Raw genomic sequence first — 16744 nt, forward strand, 5'->3', positions numbered from 1 at the left:
TTAGTGCAAGCGCAAAGCGCTTGCCTTTCATTCTGAACAAGAGTTTGTTATGAACCGTTATCCGTTATGGAAATTCGTGCTGATTGGCACCGTGATTGTGATTGGGCTGCTGTACACGATCCCCAACTTTTTTGGGGAGTCGCCTGCGGTACAAATCAGTCCGGCCAAAACTTCGCTCAAGCTGGATGAGGGCTTGCTGCGCAAAGTGGAGGATACGCTCAAGCTCGCGGATATTCCGTTTGATGGCGTGTTTATGGATGCGAGCGGCGTGAAGGTACGTTTTGCCAATACCGATACGCAACTGCTGGCAAAAGACAAATTGGTCGCCAACCTGGGTAAAGACTATACCGTCGCGCTCAATCTGGTGCCACAAACACCAAACTGGCTGCAAAGCATAGGCGCCAAGCCGATGTATCTGGGTCTGGACTTGCGTGGCGGCGTGCACTTTCTGCTGCAAGTAGACATGAAAGCCGCGCTGGATAAAGCCGCAGAAAGCACCATGGGCGATTTCCGCATGGCCTTGCGTAAAGAGAAAGTCAATTATTTCGGCATTGAGCGCCAGGGCCAAGTGGTGGTGGTGAAATTTGAATCCGAAGCAGAAGCCACCAAGGCTCGCAACCTGCTGGCCAAGGACTATTCTGACCTGACTTATAAAATTACGGGCAGCGACAAGGACTTCAACCTGACAGCCAGCATGAGCGTGATGGCGCAAAAACGCATTCAGGAATTCGCCCTCAAGCAAAACCTGCAAACGCTGCACAACCGGATTAACGAGCTGGGCGTCGCTGAGCCTATCGTGCAACAGCAAGGCATGGACCGCATTGTGGTGCAATTGCCTGGTGTGCAAGATACCGCCAAGGCGAAGGAAATCCTGGGCCGGACCGCGACCCTGGAAATCCGCATGGTAGACGAAGAGAAGTCTGACATGGCGACCTTGCAAAAAGCGCAAAGCGGACAGGTGCCGTTTGGCGATGAGATGTTCACTGACCGTGAAGGTCGCCCCGTACTGGTGAAAAAGAATGTGGTGCTGACCGGTGACCGGATTACCGATGCAGGGCCTGGTGTGAATGGCCAAAATGGCGCTTCAGTCGTGAATGTCACGCTGGATGGCCGTGGTGCCGGAATCTTTAAAAATGTCACCCGCGAAAACGTTGGCAAACGCATGGCGATTTTGCTGATTGAAAAAGGTAGCACCGAAGTGATTACAGCGCCGGTGATCAATGAAGAAATTGGCGGTGGCCGCGTACAGATTTCAGGCATGGCCAACGCGCAGGAAGCCACAGACATTTCATTGCTGTTACGTGCCGGGGCATTGGCCGCACCGATGGAAATCATTGAAGAGCGTACTGTGGGCCCAAGCATGGGTGAAGAAAACATCAAACGTGGTGTGCACTCTACACTGTGGGGCTTTGCCGCGATTGCGGTCATGATGATTGTGTACTACATGGTGTTTGGGGGCGTCTCGGTCATGGCTTTGGGTGTGAATCTGCTATTGCTGGTTGCCATCCTATCCATGTTGCAAGCCACACTTACTCTGCCAGGTTTGGCCGCGATTGCACTGGCCCTGGGAATGGCAATTGACGCCAACGTACTGATCAACGAGCGTATCCGTGAAGAGTTGCGTAACGGCAATACGCCGCAAGCCAGTATCCATGCTGGTTACGATCGCGCGTTTGATACGATTCTGGACTCCAACGTGACGACCTTGATTGCAGGTCTGGCACTGTTCATGTTCGGGACCGGCCCGATCAAAGGCTTTGCTGTGGTTCACGTGCTGGGCATTATGACCTCTATGTTTAGTGCCGTGCTGGTTTCTCGTGCACTGGTGAATCTCTTGTATGGCTATCGCCGCAAGATTGAGCACCTGCGGATCGGCTAATCCGTGACCTGCCACGACTAGAAACGCATTTAAGAGAACACATTATGGAATTATTCAGAATTAAAAAAGACATCCCGTTCATGAGTTACGGGCGTCTGACCACTTCAATCTCGCTGATCACGTTTGTGCTGGCAATTTTCTTCCTGTTTCACCGCGGCCTCAATTATGGGGTGGACTTTACCGGCGGGACCGTGATGGAAGTACATTACCCGGCCGCTGCCAATATCGAGCAAATTCGTCAGGTCATAGATGCGGTTGGCTTGAAAGATGTCACGGTGCAGAACTTTGGTTCTAGCCAGGATGTGCTGATCCGCCTGCCCGTTAAAAAAGAATTATCGATTGCCCAGCTCTCTGAAAAAATCTCGACCGCCCTGAAAGGCGCGGATGCTGGTGCTGAAATCCGTCGTGTGGAGTCTGTCGGCTCGCAAGTGGGTGAAGAGTTGTATGAAAATGGGGCGCTGGCCTTGCTGCTGGTCTGCGCAGGCATCATGGGTTACCTGGCCTTGCGTTTTGAATGGCGTTTTGCGGTAGCTGCCATCATCGCCAACATGCACGACGTGATTATTATCTTGGGCTTCTTTGCGTTCTTCCAGTGGGAATTCAACCTGACGGTGCTCGCCGCGATTCTTGCCGTGCTGGGTTATTCGGTGAACGAATCTGTGGTGGTCTTTGACCGTGTGCGTGAAAACTTCAAGAAAATGCGTAAAGCCAGCGCAGTGCAAGTGATTGATAATGCGATTACGCGCACCATGTCACGCACCATTATCACCCACATCATGACGCAAACCATGGTCTGTTCCATGCTGTTTTTTGGTGGCGAAACCTTGCACAACTTCTCCCTGGCCTTGACCATCGGCATTCTGTTCGGCATTTACTCATCCGTATTGGTTGCCTGCCCGATTGCCATGTGGCTGGGCGTCAACCGTGCCAACCTGATTGGTGACAGCGAGAAAAAACCCAAAGAAGACGAAACTGCCCTCGCCCCTTAAGCCGCGACCTAGTCCCGGTTTCCCTTGATTTTTAGCCACTGGTGAGTACACTAGTGGCTTCTTGTTTTTATCGTCGCCCCCTTGGACAATATCCCCTTAAGCTGGCAGATTTGCCTGCTACTGCTGTTGCTGGCTTTTACGGCCTTTTTCTCTATTGCCGAAACCAGTTTAATGTCGCTGAACCGTTACCGCATGCGACATCTGGCCAAAGAAGGTCACCGCGGGGCTAAACTGGCAAGCCGCTTGATTGCGCAAACCGACAAAACTCTGGGTGCCATCCTGCTGGGTAACACGTTTTGCATTGTGGGCTCCTCGACACTGGAAGTGATTATTTCCGAGCGCCTGTTTGGTGAGGGCGACTATGTGTTGATGTTTGGCTCGCTGGCCATCACTTTTGCCATTCTGGTGTTCAGTGAGATTTCGCCAAAAGTGATTGCCGCTGCCCATGCCGAAAAACTGGGCTTTGCCAGCAGTTACCTGCTCTACCCGCTATTATGGTTATTCACGCCCGTGGTCTGGTTTGTCAATCTGTTTGTCAAAGCCTTCCTTAAAATACTCAGAGTGCGCGTTAACTTTGACGAGCAGGCCCAAGCAGTGACGTCTGAAGAGCTGCGCAGCATTGTCAGCGATGCCGGGCAATATATCCCGTCACAAAGCCGGACCATTTTGCTCAACTTGCTTGATCTGGAAGACATTATTGTCGACGATGCAATGACGGCGCACACCATGGTGGAATTCATCGACCTCGATGATCCGATTGAGCAAATCATGGAACAACTGGTGCGTAGCCACCACTCGCGGCTGCCAGTACGCCAGGGCGATCATGAAGACATTGTTGGCATTTTACATGTGCGCAAAGTACTGCCGCTCCTGCGCGACTTCCATATCGGCCAGGCGCCCACCAAAGCGTTGCTGCAGGCAGCGATGAGTCTGCCCTACTACATCCCTTCTGGCACGCCGCTGTATACCCAATTACAGCAGTTCCAGAAGCACCATGAACGCATTGCGCTGGTGGTAGATGAATATGGCGAATTCAAAGGCCTGCTGACACTGGAGGACATTCTGGAAGAAGTGGTCGGTGAGTTCACCACTCAAACGCCAGAACATGAACGCCAGTTTCATCAACATGAAGATGGCAGCTGGCTGGTGGATGGCAGCAGTCTGTTGCGCGATCTCAACCGCAAATTGAAACTCTCGTTGCCTACCGATGGTCCACGTACATTGAATGGACTGATTCTGGAGCACTTTGAGGATATTCCCGAGCAGAATACCAGCTTCAAGATCGGTGATCACCGGCTCGAAATCCTGGAAGCGCAGGACCGTATCGTCAAGCGCGTCAAAATTTATCTTTAAAACACGGCTAACTTCCGTATCCAGCACTTGAATTTTTTAATACAAGGCGCAAAATAAGTCCTAAGACAGGTATACGAAACTATGGCAAGACCCAAGCGTGATAGTGATTTGGCGGTAGCCCCTCAAGTTGCCAAACCCAAACCTCCCGAACTGTTCAAGGTGTTGTTACTCAATGATGACTACACCCCAATGGAGTTTGTGGTGGCAGTGATTGAGCGTTTTTTTAGCAAGACCCGCGAACAAGCGACGCAAATCATGCTCAAAGTACATACCGAGGGGGTCGGCGTATGCGGTGTATACCCACAAGACATAGCCGAAACCAAAATGCACCAGGTGCTGGAGTCGGCCAGAGAAGCGCAGCATCCCTTGCAATGCGTCATTGAAGCGGCGTAACACAGGGTTGAGGCCGGGAATAGGCATCGCAAGAATATCGGGCAAATACGCTGACATTCTTGCGCTTCAAAGCATCAGCAGCAGTGGTAGCATGTGAATACATGGTTTCATTCAGTTTGACTCATTTAAACTTGAGCAAATAGTACGATTGGGGCATTGAATTTTTTTGAAAAAAGCACGATAACAAGAAAACAAATCGTTTTTGCCAGTTAGCGAAGGGTTGCTGTTGTGAATCCGGCGTTTTTTGTAGTGTAGTGTATTAAGGAAAGTCATCATGATTGCTCAAGAACTTGAAGTTAGCCTGCACATGGCTTTTATGGACGCCAGACAAAAGCGTCACGAATTGATTACGGTTGAGCATCTGTTATTGGCTATGTTAGATAACCCGACAGCCGCTGAAGTCCTGCGTGCCTGCGGTGCCAAATTTGATACCCTGCGTAGCGAACTCAGCCAATATATTGAAGAACACACGCCGACAGTGGCTGGCAGCGATGAGGTTGACACGCAGCCGACCCTGGGCTTTCAACGCGTCATCCAGCGCGCCATGCTGCATGTGCAGTCCTCCGGCAAAAAAGAAGTGACGGGGGCCAATGTCCTGGTCGCAATCTATGGCGAAAAAGATTCGCATGCCGTGTTCTTCCTGCATCAGCAAGGCGTGACTCGCTTGGATGTGGTCAACTTCATTTCACATGGCGTGGCCAAAATCCAGGAAAACGAGCAAAAATCCAGCAGCAGCGAACAGGAAACTGAAGGTGAAAGTGTCAGCACCGGCGCACTCGAAAACTTCACCCTGAACCTCAATGCGCAAGTTGTTGCGGGCAAAATTGACCCGCTGATTGGGCGTGGCCTGGAACTTGAGCGCGTGATCCAGACACTGTGCCGTCGCCGCAAAAACAACCCGCTGCTGGTGGGTGAGGCAGGCGTAGGTAAAACTGCGATTGCAGAAGGCCTGGCTTCACGCATCGTCAACAAAGAAATTCCAGAAGTGCTGGAAAATGCCACCGTGTATTCGCTCGACATGGGCGCGTTGTTGGCAGGCACCAAATACCGTGGTGATTTCGAGCAACGCTTGAAAGCCGTCATGAAACAATTGTCCGAGAAACCGGATGCGATTTTGTTTATTGATGAAATCCACACGCTGATTGGCGCCGGCTCTGCCAGTGGTGGCACGCTGGATGCCAGCAACCTGCTCAAGCCAGCGCTCTCCAACGGTTCACTCAAGTGCATAGGTGCGACCACTTATCAGGAATACCGTGGCATCTTCGAGAAAGACCACGCCTTGTCTCGTCGCTTCCAGAAAATCGACGTGCAAGAGCCTAGCGTGGCTGAGACCATTGAAATTCTCAAAGGCCTTAAGACCCGCTTTGAAGAGCATCACAGCGTAAAATATAGTGCCAGCGCCCTGACTGTGGCCGCTGAATTGTCTGCCAAATATATCAATGACCGTCATTTGCCAGACAAGGCGATTGACGTGATTGACGAAGCAGGAGCAGCCCAGCGCATTCTGCCCAAGAGCAAGCAGAAAAAAATTATTGGTAATAAAGAGATTGAAGAGATTATTGCCAAGATTGCGCGCATTCCGCCCAAAAATATTTCCAGTGATGACCGCAATGCGCTCAAAACGCTGGAACGCGATCTCAAAGCCGTGGTGTTTGGTCAGGACAAGGCAATCGAAGTATTGTCTTCTGCCGTCAAAATGGCTCGCAGCGGTTTGGGCAATGGCAACAAGCCGATTGGCAGCTTCCTGTTTGCGGGTCCCACCGGGGTCGGTAAAACCGAGGTGGCCAAACAATTGGCTTACATCCTGGGCATTGAGTTGCTGCGCTTTGATATGTCCGAGTATATGGAGCGTCACGCCGTCTCCCGCCTGATTGGTGCGCCTCCGGGCTATGTCGGCTTTGACCAGGGCGGTTTGTTGACTGAGGCGGTCACCAAGCAACCATACTGCGTATTGCTGTTGGATGAAATTGAAAAAGCTCATCCTGACATCTTCAACATTCTGTTGCAGGTGATGGATCATGGCACGCTAACAGATAACAATGGCCGCAAGGCGGATTTCCGCAACGTCACCATTATCATGACGACTAACGCGGGTGCAGAAAGCATGTCAAAAGCCAGCATAGGCTTTACCAACAGCAAGGACAGCACTGATGAAGCCGCTGACCTCAAGCGTTTGTTCAGCCCTGAGTTCCGTAACCGTCTCGATGCGACTGTGTCGTTCAGCGCCCTGAACCAGGAAGTCATACTGCGCGTGGTAGACAAGTTCTTGATGCAGCTTGAAGATCAGTTGCATGAGAAAAAAGTGGATGTCACCTTCAGTGATGAGCTTAAGGCTTATCTGGGCAGAAAAGGCTTCGATCCACTCATGGGTGCGCGTCCGATGGCACGCCTCATCCAGGATACGATCCGCAAAGCGCTGGCCGATGAATTGCTGTTTGGTAAGCTAAATGATGGTGGTCAGGTCCATATTGATATTGATGAACATGACCAGATTCAGTTGAACTTTAAAGAGGAAACTGTTTCAGCCTGATTTGGATTGAACTTTCATCGCACAAAGGCCACTCTAAACGGTGGCTTTTGTGTTTCTTGCACTGCTTTAGTGCAAAAAAACCATGGACACGAGTCAAGCGATTGCTGCCTGGCTCCCGTGTTTTGTTTCAGCCAGGCTTAAAATCAATACGTTAGGGATATGCAAATTGCTGGTATAGTTATTGCTATCAATGAATTGCCTGACAGAACTGATTTTGTACATGCAAAAGATTTTTTATTTTCTACATGTGTTGTGTTTGCTGTTTGCACTGCAAACAACGGCCGCCGAACCGGCGGCCACCACTACCCTGCTCGAGACCGGCTTGCTTGACAACGCCGTCACTACAGTCGCGAGCCTGGCTAACGCGTCTGATGACGCCTTGTCTGCGGACTTTGGAGAGGTGAGCAACTCGGTTGACATGCTTGAGATTGCCGAAATCGACATTGATAAAATCCTGCTCCCCGGATTCAGTTACCCATTACATAAAACCCAGTTCCATCCTCCCGAACATCAATCCTCTTCCTATCACTTGCTCTTATCCTTCTGGCTAGACCGGCCTCCGCAATCCGTTTAAAGACGTCGTTACTGCGCGCATCCTCAGGATGTGACGCAGGTGTCATATGTATTCACAGAGTGCTGTCAACAGCACTCTGTCATGAGGATCATTATGTTGTCTTGTATTCGTTGGCGAACCTTATACTGGCTGGGATGGCTGTGTAGCCTGCCCGCCCTCGCACTGGCCGAAGGCCAAACTTTTGACTTGCAAATGCTGCTGGACAAAGCAGTGGCTGAGAATCCCACCATTGCAGTGAGTAAAGCTCAAACGGCAGCTGCTGCCGCTGGCGTCACCGTATCGCGTTCTTACTATAATCCGGACCTGGAAATCATGGCGGGACCCGCCAGATATCGTAATGCCCCAGGTACGACCAACCAGAACTATGGCGTGACCATTTCCCAGCCACTGGACTTTCTTAGCACGCGCGCCTCCCGTCGTGAATATGCTGAGCAGCAGTTTAATTACGCCGAGAAAGGCATCCACACTACCAGCTTTGACTTGCGTAACCAGATTAAAGCGGCTTATTTGAATGTCTTACTCCGCCAGCAGATTATGGAAATGCTGGGCGCAAACCTGGCGTTACTGCAGCAAGTACAAAGCCGCGTCAAACGCAAGGTTGAAATAGGCGAAGCGGCCAGATATGAATTGATCAAGGCGGATACTGAATTACTGGCTACTGAACGTGACTATGCCAGTGCACAAACCAGAATTGACGAAGCCAAAGCCATGTTGCATGGCATGATCGGCAATATGCCTGACGCGTTTGAGATCAAGCGGCAGTTACCTACCATCTCGAACCTACCCGACATCACCGAATTGAGACGTTCGGCAGAGAACAATCCTTACCTGCAACAGCTGCAGAGTGCCAGGGACAGTGCTGAAGCCAAACTCAAACTGGAGCAGGCGCTACGTTTCCCCGGGGTGACCGTGAAGTCAGATTTCACGCAAGACCCGGACCTGAATACCTTAAGAGTAGGCGTGGTGGTGCCTTTACCGGTCTGGAACCGGCGCGAAGGCCAGATAGCACAAGCAGTGGCGGGGATTGAGGAAGCCAATGCCAACATCAAGCAGCAGCAACTGTTGCTGCGTAAGGAGATAGACAGCGCCTATCAACGGACCGTGATTGCCAGCAACCAGCTAAAAGCGTTTGAAAACGGCTTGTTGCAACAATCGCAGGCAACCTTGAGTCGCGCTGAAGCGGCTTATAAATTCGGAGAACGCGGCATTCTGGAGTATCTGGATGCACAACGCGTCAATCGTGAAGTCAAACGGGACTACCTGATTGCCAAATTCGATTATTTTTTCAGTGTCTTGCAAATCGAACGTTTCATCGGTTCCGATTTGGTACAACCTTAAGGGGATGGTCATGTCTCGTGTGTTATTTTCAACTTTACTGGTCGCCGCGCTGGCTGTGGTGTCTACCGCGTGCTCAGAAAAACCTGCCCCGGTTGCAGAAAAAAAAGAAGTCGTCGACCCTAGCCTGGTCACCTTGACCAAAGAATTACAAGCCAACGTCAAGGCCGGTCCGGTCACCGAAGTACAGTTCGTCGATACTTTGCGCATCCCTGGCCGTATCCAGGTGGATGAACAATATGAATCGCGTGCAGGGGCGTCGATTACCGGTCGTATCAGTACACTCGATGTCAATCTGGGCGACGAAGTTAAAGCAGGCCAGCGTCTGGCCACCATCAAAAGTACAGAGCTGGCGCAGTATCAACTAAGTTATATTAAAGCCAGCCAGCAGATGCAATTGCATAGAAAGGCCGTTGACCGCGCCAAGCAATTGCTTGAAGCCGACGTGATCAGCCCGGCCGAATTGCAGCGCCGTGAAGGTGAGCTCAATGCCGCCAATGCAGAGGTCAATGCTGCCCGCGACCAGTTACAGGTCCTTGGCATGGCGCCTAATGCCATCGCACAGCTGGGTCTGGCCAATAGCGGCATGTCTACCAGCCAGGTCAATTCAAAAATCACCGGCACGGTCATCGCGCGCAATGCCAGACTGGGGCAAGTCGTCGCCCCGGCCGAAGAACTGTTTGTGATTGCAGACTTATCGCATGTCTGGGCAGTCGCCGAGATCCCTGAACAGCAAATTGCACATATCAGCGAAGGACAGACCATCAATATTGAGGTGCCGGCACTGGACGATGCCGAATTGACTGGCAAGCTGGCATTTGTGGGCGATATTGTTAACCCGGCCACGCGGACCGTGATGGCGCGTGCCAATATCGATAATAGCAAAATGCTGTTAAAGCCAGACATGCTGATCACCATCCTGCTCGAGGCTAAACCGGAAAAAGTTGTGGCTGTACCCGCGACGGCTGTGGTGCGTGAAAACAATGCAGACCATGTTTTTGTGCAAACCATGAAACCAACGCAATACAAACTGATGCCTGTCACCCTCGGTAGAACCTATCAGGGTTACCGGGAAGTATTACAGGGCTTGCAAGCTGGTGATCAAATCGTGCTGGATGGCGCTTTTCACGTCAATAACGAGCGTAAGCGCAAAGAAATGGAGTAAGGCATGATTGAGTCTTTAATTCGCAGCGCGCTCAAGCAGCGCCTGATTGTGTTGGTGCTTGCCGTCGCCCTGATTGGCGCCGGTTTATTTGCCGTTAAAAAACTGTCTGTAGACGCATTCCCTGATGTGACCAACGTTCAGGTCATGATTGCGACACAGGCCACCGGGAAATCTCCGGAAGAAGTTGAGCGGTTTATCACCGTACCGCTGGAAATCGCCATGACTGGCCTGCCCGGCCTCACTGAAATGCGATCGGTGAACAAAAACGCCCTGTCACTGATTACGCTGGTTTTCACTGACAGCACCGATGTGTATTTCGCCCGCCAACTGGTGATGGAACGCCTGATGGAAGTCATGGAGCGTATGCCTCAAGGCGTGACGCCTATTCTTGGGCCTGTCTCCACTGGCTTGGGAGAGGTGTATCAATTCACGCTGGACAAACCCAGTGATGGCAAAAAAGAACTGACGCGTGAAGACCTGACCGAAAGACGCGCCATCCAGGATTGGGTCGTGCGCCCATTGCTGCGCGGTATTCCCGGTGTGGCCGAGATTAACTCTCAAGGCGGTTACGTTAAACAATATCAGGTCCTGGTCAATCCTGACCGCATGACGCATTTTTCGATCAAGCTCAAAGATGTGTATGAAGCGTTAGCGCGTAATAATGCCAACAGTGGCGGCGGCATTCTGCCCCACTATGCCGAGCAATACCTGATCCGCGGTGTGGGCCTGGTGCAAAACCTCGACGATATCCGCAACATGGTGCTCAAGGAAGAAAACGGCATCCCGGTCTACATCCGTGATGTCGCAGAAGTCACCATAGGCCATGAAGTGCGCGTCGGCGTGGTGCTGAAAAATGGTGATACCGAATCCGTGGGTGGCATTGTCATCATGATGCGTGGCGGCAACGCCAAGGAAGTAGTCAGCCGTATCAAAGCGCGGGTAGAAGAAATCAACAGCAAAGGCATGCTGCCGCATGGCTTGCAGATCGTGCCTTATTATGATCGTAGCGAACTGGTGGATGCGGCACTACACACTGTTACCAAAGTGCTGATTGAAGGCATTATTCTGGTGATTGTGATTCTGTTCCTGTTCCTGGGCGACGTGCGTTCCAGCCTGATTGTGGTCGGCACGCTGGTGCTGACGCCACTAATTACCTTTATGGTGATGAACCATTACGGGATTTCTGCCAACCTGATGTCATTGGGCGGACTGGCGATTGCCATTGGCTTGATGGTCGATGGATCAGTGGTGGTGGTTGAAAATACGTTTCACCACCTGGGGCACCGTAAAGACGAAAGCCGGATTCGCGTGGCACTGGAAGCTGCCACGGAAGTGGCGACACCCGTTTTGTTTGGCGTAGGCATTATTATCCTGGTGTTCTTGCCATTGATGACACTGGAAGGCATGGAAGGCAAAATGTTCGCGCCTCTGGCCTACACCATTGCCATTGCCCTGTTTGTGTCGCTGATCTTGTCGCTGACCCTGACGCCAGCGCTGTGCTCCTATGTGTTAAAGGGCGGGAGCGGTGAAGACACCAAGCTGATACAGACGATCAAGCAACCCTATTTATCCGCTCTGAACTGGGTACTCAATAACGAGAAAAAAACCATTACTTTCTCGGCGCTTTTATTTATTGGCACCATTGCGCTATTCCCGTTTTTGGGGACTTCTTTTATCCCAGAAATGAAAGAAGGCTCGATTGTGCCGGGCATTAACCGTGTCCCTAATATTTCGCTCGAAGAATCCATGAAAATGGAAAACAAGGCGATGAAGCTGATCATGGAGCAAGTGCCGGGCGTCAAGTCTGCCATCTCCGGCCTCGGCCGTGGTGAAAGTCCGGCCGATGCGCAGGCACAAAACGAGTCCACCCCCATTATCAGCCTGAAACCGCGTGATGAATGGCCGGAAGGCTGGACACAGGATGATATTGCGGAAAAAATGCGTCAAGTGCTTGAGAAGTACATCCCGGGCGTGCAAATCATCATGGCGCAGCCTATTTCTGACCGCGTGGATGAGTTGCTGACTGGGGTGCGTGCCGATGTCGCCGTCAAGATATTCGGTGAAGATCTGGATATGCTGAAACAAAAAGCGGACGAAATTGCCAAGATTGCCGGCACGGTCAAAGGCGCGACAGAAATCAAGGTAGAAAAAGTCTCCGGGCAACAATACCTGAATATTACGATTGACCGTCAGGCGATTGCCCGACATGGCATCAACACTGCCGATGTGCATGACATCGTTGAAACAGCCATAGGCGGCAAAATCGCCACCGAGATTTTTGAGGGACAACGCAGATTTTCAGCCGCAGTGCGCTATCCAGAATCTTTCCGTAATAACGAAGAAGCCATCCGCAACATTATGTTGACCTCCCCTAACGGCTCGCGTGTGGCGCTGGACGATGTGGCCGATATTGAAGTGAAGGATGGGCCGGCGCAGATCAGCCGCGAGCTGGCCAAACGCCGCATTGTCATCGGGGTGAACGTGAAAGACCGCGACCTGGGTGGTTTTGTGGCGGAGCTGCAACAAGTGCTGGATCAGCGCCTGCAATTGCCCGATGGTTACTACCTTGAGTATGGTGGCCAGTTCCAGAACATGGAGCGGGCCATGGGGCACCTGATGATTATTATCCCAGTCACCATTGCGGCGATTTTCTTCTTGCTGTTCTTGCTGTTCCAGTCGATACGCTTTGCCACCATGATTATTCTGGTGCTGCCATTTGCCTCGATTGGCGGCGTGATTGCCTTGTTTGTCACCGGCGAATATTTATCAGTCCCGGCCTCTGTCGGCTTTATTGCCCTGTGGGGGATTGCAGTACTTAATGCCGTGGTGCTGGTGTCTTATATCCGCACCTTGCGTGATGAAGGCCTGAGTCAACTGGAGGCGATTCGCAAGGGCTGCGCGCAGCGGTTCCGACCAGTCATGATGACGGCCACGGTGGCCATGCTAGGCTTGGTGCCGTTTCTGTTTGCCACCGGCCCAGGCTCAGAAGTACAGCGGCCATTGGCGATCGTGGTCATTGGTGGCTTGATCACTTCAACCTTGTTGACACTGATTGTGGTGCCAACCTTGTACCGTAAGTTTGAAGAAAGCAAAATAGAGGCATAATCCATGCCTAAACAAGCGACGTAAAAATATTCAGGGTGACTGTTTATGAAAGAAATCAAAGCGGTTGTACAACCAGCGAGATTACCTAAAATCCGCTCGGCCTTGCGCAACATCAAAGGCTTCCCCGGCATGTCCGTCCACAAGATGGAAGGCTGCGGTCCACACCTGCAAAAACCAAGTGCAGGGGTACGAGAGGAGCTCACCGATTACAGCCCTAAAGTCTATCTGTATATGGTGGTGCCGGATGACCTGGTAGAGGGTATCTTGCAAACCATCGTCGAGGTGGCCCATACCGGCAATGTGGGAGATGGCATTGTCTGGGTGACGCCCGTGGAACGCATGATCAGGCTCTCAGAGCAAATCATGGTGCTAGACTAGTGGTCGTGTGGCACTAAGTTAGGCGGACTGGACTGGCGCGCCTTACAAGTCGCGCCAGTCCAGTCCCTCAGCCTGATGGGCAATGCCTATCCAGTCACTGGCACAATGCAAGACTTCACTCAACGCCTGCCTGGCCAAGGCAGGCGTATTATTTTTCTCGCTTAAATGCGCAGCAACCAGATGCTTGAGGCGGCGGTTGTCCAGCTGACTCAGTAGCTGGGCACTGGATTGATTGTCCAGATGCCCCAACCAGCCACCTACCCGCTTTTTCAGCGAGTGTGCATAAGGCCCGGTGCGCAACATCTCCAGATCATGATTGCACTCAAGCAGCAAGCCATCACACGCCTGTAGCATGGCCACGATATGCGGGGTCACACTGCCGACATCTGTGAGCACCCCCAGCTTGTGCGCGCCATCCGTAAACACAAATTGTGCGGGTTCGCGGGCATCATGTGGCACAGGATAGGGATGGACTTCTATGTCTTGCAGGGCAAATGGCGTATGGGCATCAATCAGCTGTATCTTCACCGCCTGGCTAGGCAAATAGCGCTCGCACATGCGGTAGGTGCCATGCGTGAGCCAGACGGGGATCTGGTAGCGTGCAGCCAGTTTAAACGCGCCTCGCGCATGATCGTCGTGCTCATGCGTCACCAGGATGCCTGTCAGTTGCTCAGGGGCCAACTGCAAGCGCGCCAGACGCTGCACGGTTTCCTTGACACTAAAGCCGCAGTCAAGCAAAAGCCGGGTTTCCCCGGCTTCTACCAGCGTGGCATTGCCTGCGCTGCCACTGCCCAATGATGCAAATCGCACGCGCGGACCCGCTTATTTCAATTGATCATACAACAGCGAAATAATGCGGTTTGCCGTAGTGGAGGTATTGCGTTTGTTGTCAGGCGTCAACACATACACATCGGTGGTGTCATCGGCATTTTCCAGCACCTGGATATGGTATTGCTTGCTCGACTTGTCACCATCGGACGTGCCTTTCCAGAATTTGCTTTTATCACCGGATTTAACCTCGGTCGGTGCATTACTCTTCTCGTCATCGTCACTGCTCCAGAATTTCAAGCGCTCCAGCAAGCCTTTTTTCTGCTTGATCGGGTCTTCAGCATCCGTATCCGCATAACGCACATAGAAAATACCTTCAGAGCGGTTTTTATCCTCGGTCACAAAACCAATACGGTCCAGCGCCAGGCCCACACGGCGCCATGCGCGGTCAAACGGCTCATTAAGTTTGAGCGTCACGCTCTGGTCCGGCTCTTTTACCACATCGGCGCGCTTGTCCGAAACCGCCTGCGTCATGACCTGATCGGCTTTCTGCTCATCCAGACCAAGCTTGACCATCATCCGGCGCAACAACTCCGCATCCAGATCAGCATCAAACTCTTTCCCTGCATTATTTTTGTTATCCGCCGCATTCGGACGATAGCCGGTATCAATCACCCCTAACTGAGTGGTGACATAGTTTTTGCCATCATCTGGCGCACCGGCAACAGTGCGGTGCGTCATATAGATTTCAGTGGTGCCCTCTTTTTCGCCACGCTCCAGACGGGTACGAAACTTACGTCTATCGGCAAAGCCGGAGAGCTTATCCAGCCAGGCATCAAACTTCTCGCCATACCCACGGTTGTCTTCTTTGGGCTTGATGGCATCCGACTGCAACCACTCTGTCTCGATCACCCCAAGTTCAGGATTCTCGACACGGACGGCAAAGCCTTGATCAAGCCAGAAATCACGCACCAGCGGCCAGATTTTTTCCGGTGGCGCATTCACCACCAGCCAGCGCTGGGAACCCGCTTTGACCATACGCACATTTTTCATGTCAGCCAGCACGGGCTGCGGACCATTCTGCTCTTGCGCTTCCTGGTTTTGGCTATAAGCCGAATAGCTGGTGGCGCCTGGCACATTGTAGGTGCTGCTGGTGCGGACCGACGTAAGGTCAGGCGGCACTTCAAGTGGCTTGGAACGACTGGCCCCCTTGTAGTCCGAACTGTTGTTCATAAACGGGATAGAATCGCAGGCGGCCAACACAGTCACCAGACTGAACAGCACTGCGCGTTGTAACCATACATGACTCATGTGTTTCACTAGCCTTATCCTAAATTAGTCTTTGCACGCTCAAACAGCGGCGATTTCTGCCTGCTGCATGGCGTGACGCAATACTTCATGATACTGGCCCGACAAATTGACCAGCGGCAGACGGATCCCGGTGCCGATCAAGCCCATTTGTTGCAATACCCATTTCACGGGGATGGGGTTGGCCTCAACAAACAGTTTCTGGTGCAGGGCAAACAGTTTGGCATTGGCCGCCTTGGCGGCAACCAGGTTGCCACTCAAGGCCTGCACGCACATTTCGTGCATCAGTTTCGGTGCCACATTCGCCGTCACGGAAATAACCCCTTTGCCACCCAGCAACATCATCGCCAGTGCTGAGGCATCATCGCCACTGTAGACCGCAAAATCTGATGGTGCGCGCAGCAGCAAATCAGTGCCCCGCTCAATGCCCCCTGTCGCATCTTTGATGCCGACGATGTTGCGGAGCTGCGCCAGGCGCAACACCGTGTCATTGCTCAGGTCGCACCCGGTGCGGCCAGGCACATTGTATAAAATTTGCGGGATATCGACGGCTTCAGCCACTGCTTTAAAGTGCTGATACAAGCCCTCTTGTGAAGGTTTGTTGTAATAAGGCGCGACCAGCAGGCAGGCATCCGCACCCAAACTTTTGGCTTTGGCAGTTAAAGCAATGGCTTCAGCGGTAGAGTTAGCACCAGTACCGGCAATCACCGGCACCCGCTTGGCGACATAATCCACCGTGGTTTTAATCAGCAGGCAATGCTCGTCTACGTCTACGGTGGGCGACTCACCGGTCGTCCCGACAATCACAATACCGTCCGTACCGGCATCGACATGAAAGTCGATCAGCTTTTTGAGTGCGTCCAGATCCAAACGACCATCTTCAAACATCGGGGTCACAATTGCGACCAAACTGCCCGTCAACATACCTAACGCCATTCAATAATAAAGCCAATATTTTAACTGATTA

Annotated in this window: 13 protein-coding genes; 10 read left to right on the top strand and 3 right to left on the bottom strand. The window is 52.1% G+C overall.

What is annotated here, in order from left to right:
• Nucleotides 1-49: 49 nt before the first annotated feature.
• The 10 genes from secD to GOC95_RS05885 all read left to right on the top strand — a co-directional run bounded on the left by secD (nucleotide 50) and on the right by GOC95_RS05885 (nucleotide 13701).
• Nucleotides 50-1879 (top strand): protein translocase subunit SecD, encoded by a 1830-nt coding sequence (gene secD / locus GOC95_RS05840; protein ID WP_194748614.1) that lies wholly within the window; start codon nucleotides 50-52, stop codon nucleotides 1877-1879.
• A gap of 44 nt (nucleotides 1880-1923) precedes the next feature.
• A complete protein-coding gene (gene secF, locus GOC95_RS05845; RefSeq protein WP_275356276.1) occupies nucleotides 1924-2868 on the top strand; it encodes a protein translocase subunit SecF in 945 nt (314 codons plus the stop codon).
• A gap of 81 nt (nucleotides 2869-2949) precedes the next feature.
• Entirely contained in the window at nucleotides 2950-4221 is a 1272-nt protein-coding gene (locus tag GOC95_RS05850) for a CNNM domain-containing protein (protein WP_194748616.1), read from the top strand.
• A gap of 81 nt (nucleotides 4222-4302) precedes the next feature.
• Nucleotides 4303-4614, top strand: a complete 312-nt coding sequence (clpS, locus tag GOC95_RS05855; RefSeq protein ID WP_194748617.1) for an ATP-dependent Clp protease adapter ClpS — start codon at nucleotides 4303-4305, stop codon at nucleotides 4612-4614.
• A gap of 274 nt (nucleotides 4615-4888) precedes the next feature.
• Complete coding sequence (clpA, locus tag GOC95_RS05860) at nucleotides 4889-7144, top strand: ATP-dependent Clp protease ATP-binding subunit ClpA (RefSeq protein ID WP_194748618.1); 2256 nt, start codon at nucleotides 4889-4891, stop codon at nucleotides 7142-7144.
• A 220-nt stretch (nucleotides 7145-7364) separates the two neighbouring features.
• On the top strand, nucleotides 7365-7718 hold the full coding sequence (locus tag GOC95_RS05865) for a hypothetical protein (protein ID WP_194748619.1): 354 nt from the start codon (nucleotides 7365-7367) through the stop codon (nucleotides 7716-7718).
• A gap of 93 nt (nucleotides 7719-7811) precedes the next feature.
• The gene (locus GOC95_RS05870; RefSeq protein ID WP_194748620.1) at nucleotides 7812-9056 is read left to right on the top strand and encodes a TolC family protein; all 1245 of its coding nucleotides are present in this window, start codon (nucleotides 7812-7814) and stop codon (nucleotides 9054-9056) included.
• A 10-nt stretch (nucleotides 9057-9066) separates the two neighbouring features.
• On the top strand, nucleotides 9067-10218 hold the full coding sequence (locus GOC95_RS05875) for an efflux RND transporter periplasmic adaptor subunit (RefSeq protein WP_275356277.1): 1152 nt from the start codon (nucleotides 9067-9069) through the stop codon (nucleotides 10216-10218).
• Nucleotides 10219-10221: 3 nt separating this feature from the next.
• Nucleotides 10222-13323 (top strand): efflux RND transporter permease subunit, encoded by a 3102-nt coding sequence (locus tag GOC95_RS05880; RefSeq protein ID WP_275356278.1) that lies wholly within the window; start codon nucleotides 10222-10224, stop codon nucleotides 13321-13323.
• Nucleotides 13324-13368: 45 nt separating this feature from the next.
• The gene (locus GOC95_RS05885) at nucleotides 13369-13701 is read left to right on the top strand and encodes a P-II family nitrogen regulator (RefSeq protein ID WP_275356279.1); all 333 of its coding nucleotides are present in this window, start codon (nucleotides 13369-13371) and stop codon (nucleotides 13699-13701) included.
• A gap of 42 nt (nucleotides 13702-13743) precedes the next feature.
• Here the strand turns inward: GOC95_RS05885 and GOC95_RS05890 are convergent, their stop codons facing one another.
• From GOC95_RS05890 to dapA, 3 genes are read right to left on the bottom strand one after another with little or no spacing between them, the layout of a single operon-like run.
• Nucleotides 13744-14511 carry an MBL fold metallo-hydrolase gene (locus tag GOC95_RS05890; RefSeq protein ID WP_275356280.1) on the bottom strand — a complete coding sequence of 256 codons (768 nt, stop codon included), beginning with the start codon at nucleotides 14509-14511 and terminating at the stop codon, nucleotides 13744-13746.
• Nucleotides 14512-14523: 12 nt separating this feature from the next.
• A complete protein-coding gene (gene bamC, locus GOC95_RS05895) occupies nucleotides 14524-15780 on the bottom strand; it encodes an outer membrane protein assembly factor BamC (RefSeq protein WP_275356281.1) in 1257 nt (418 codons plus the stop codon).
• 39 nt (nucleotides 15781-15819) lie between these two features.
• Entirely contained in the window at nucleotides 15820-16701 is an 882-nt protein-coding gene (gene dapA / locus GOC95_RS05900; RefSeq protein ID WP_275356282.1) for a 4-hydroxy-tetrahydrodipicolinate synthase, read from the bottom strand.
• Between the last annotated feature and the right edge of the window lie 43 nt (nucleotides 16702-16744).

This window comes from Methylophilus sp. YYY-1, from assembly GCF_029132825.1.
GTDB classification, from domain to species: domain Bacteria; phylum Pseudomonadota; class Gammaproteobacteria; order Burkholderiales; family Methylophilaceae; genus Methylophilus; species Methylophilus glucosoxydans.

Bases quoted from the DNA above. Each gene is read 5' to 3' on its own strand.
- dapA (WP_275356282.1), bottom strand. From the start codon at position 16,701: ATGTTGACGGGCAGTTTGGTCGCAATTGTGACCCCGATGTTTGAAGAT.
- GOC95_RS05885 (WP_275356279.1), top strand. From the start codon at position 13,369: ATGAAAGAAATCAAAGCGGTTGTACAACCAGCGAGATTACCTAAAATC.
- GOC95_RS05865 (WP_194748619.1), top strand. From the start codon at position 7,365: ATGCAAAAGATTTTTTATTTTCTACATGTGTTGTGTTTGCTGTTTGCA.
- secD (WP_194748614.1), top strand. From the start codon at position 50: ATGAACCGTTATCCGTTATGGAAATTCGTGCTGATTGGCACCGTGATT.
- bamC (WP_275356281.1), bottom strand. From the start codon at position 15,780: ATGAGTCATGTATGGTTACAACGCGCAGTGCTGTTCAGTCTGGTGACT.
- GOC95_RS05880 (WP_275356278.1), top strand. From the start codon at position 10,222: ATGATTGAGTCTTTAATTCGCAGCGCGCTCAAGCAGCGCCTGATTGTG.
- GOC95_RS05875 (WP_275356277.1), top strand. From the start codon at position 9,067: ATGTCTCGTGTGTTATTTTCAACTTTACTGGTCGCCGCGCTGGCTGTG.
- clpS (WP_194748617.1), top strand. From the start codon at position 4,303: ATGGCAAGACCCAAGCGTGATAGTGATTTGGCGGTAGCCCCTCAAGTT.
- GOC95_RS05870 (WP_194748620.1), top strand. From the start codon at position 7,812: ATGTTGTCTTGTATTCGTTGGCGAACCTTATACTGGCTGGGATGGCTG.
- secF (WP_275356276.1), top strand. From the start codon at position 1,924: ATGGAATTATTCAGAATTAAAAAAGACATCCCGTTCATGAGTTACGGG.
- clpA (WP_194748618.1), top strand. From the start codon at position 4,889: ATGATTGCTCAAGAACTTGAAGTTAGCCTGCACATGGCTTTTATGGAC.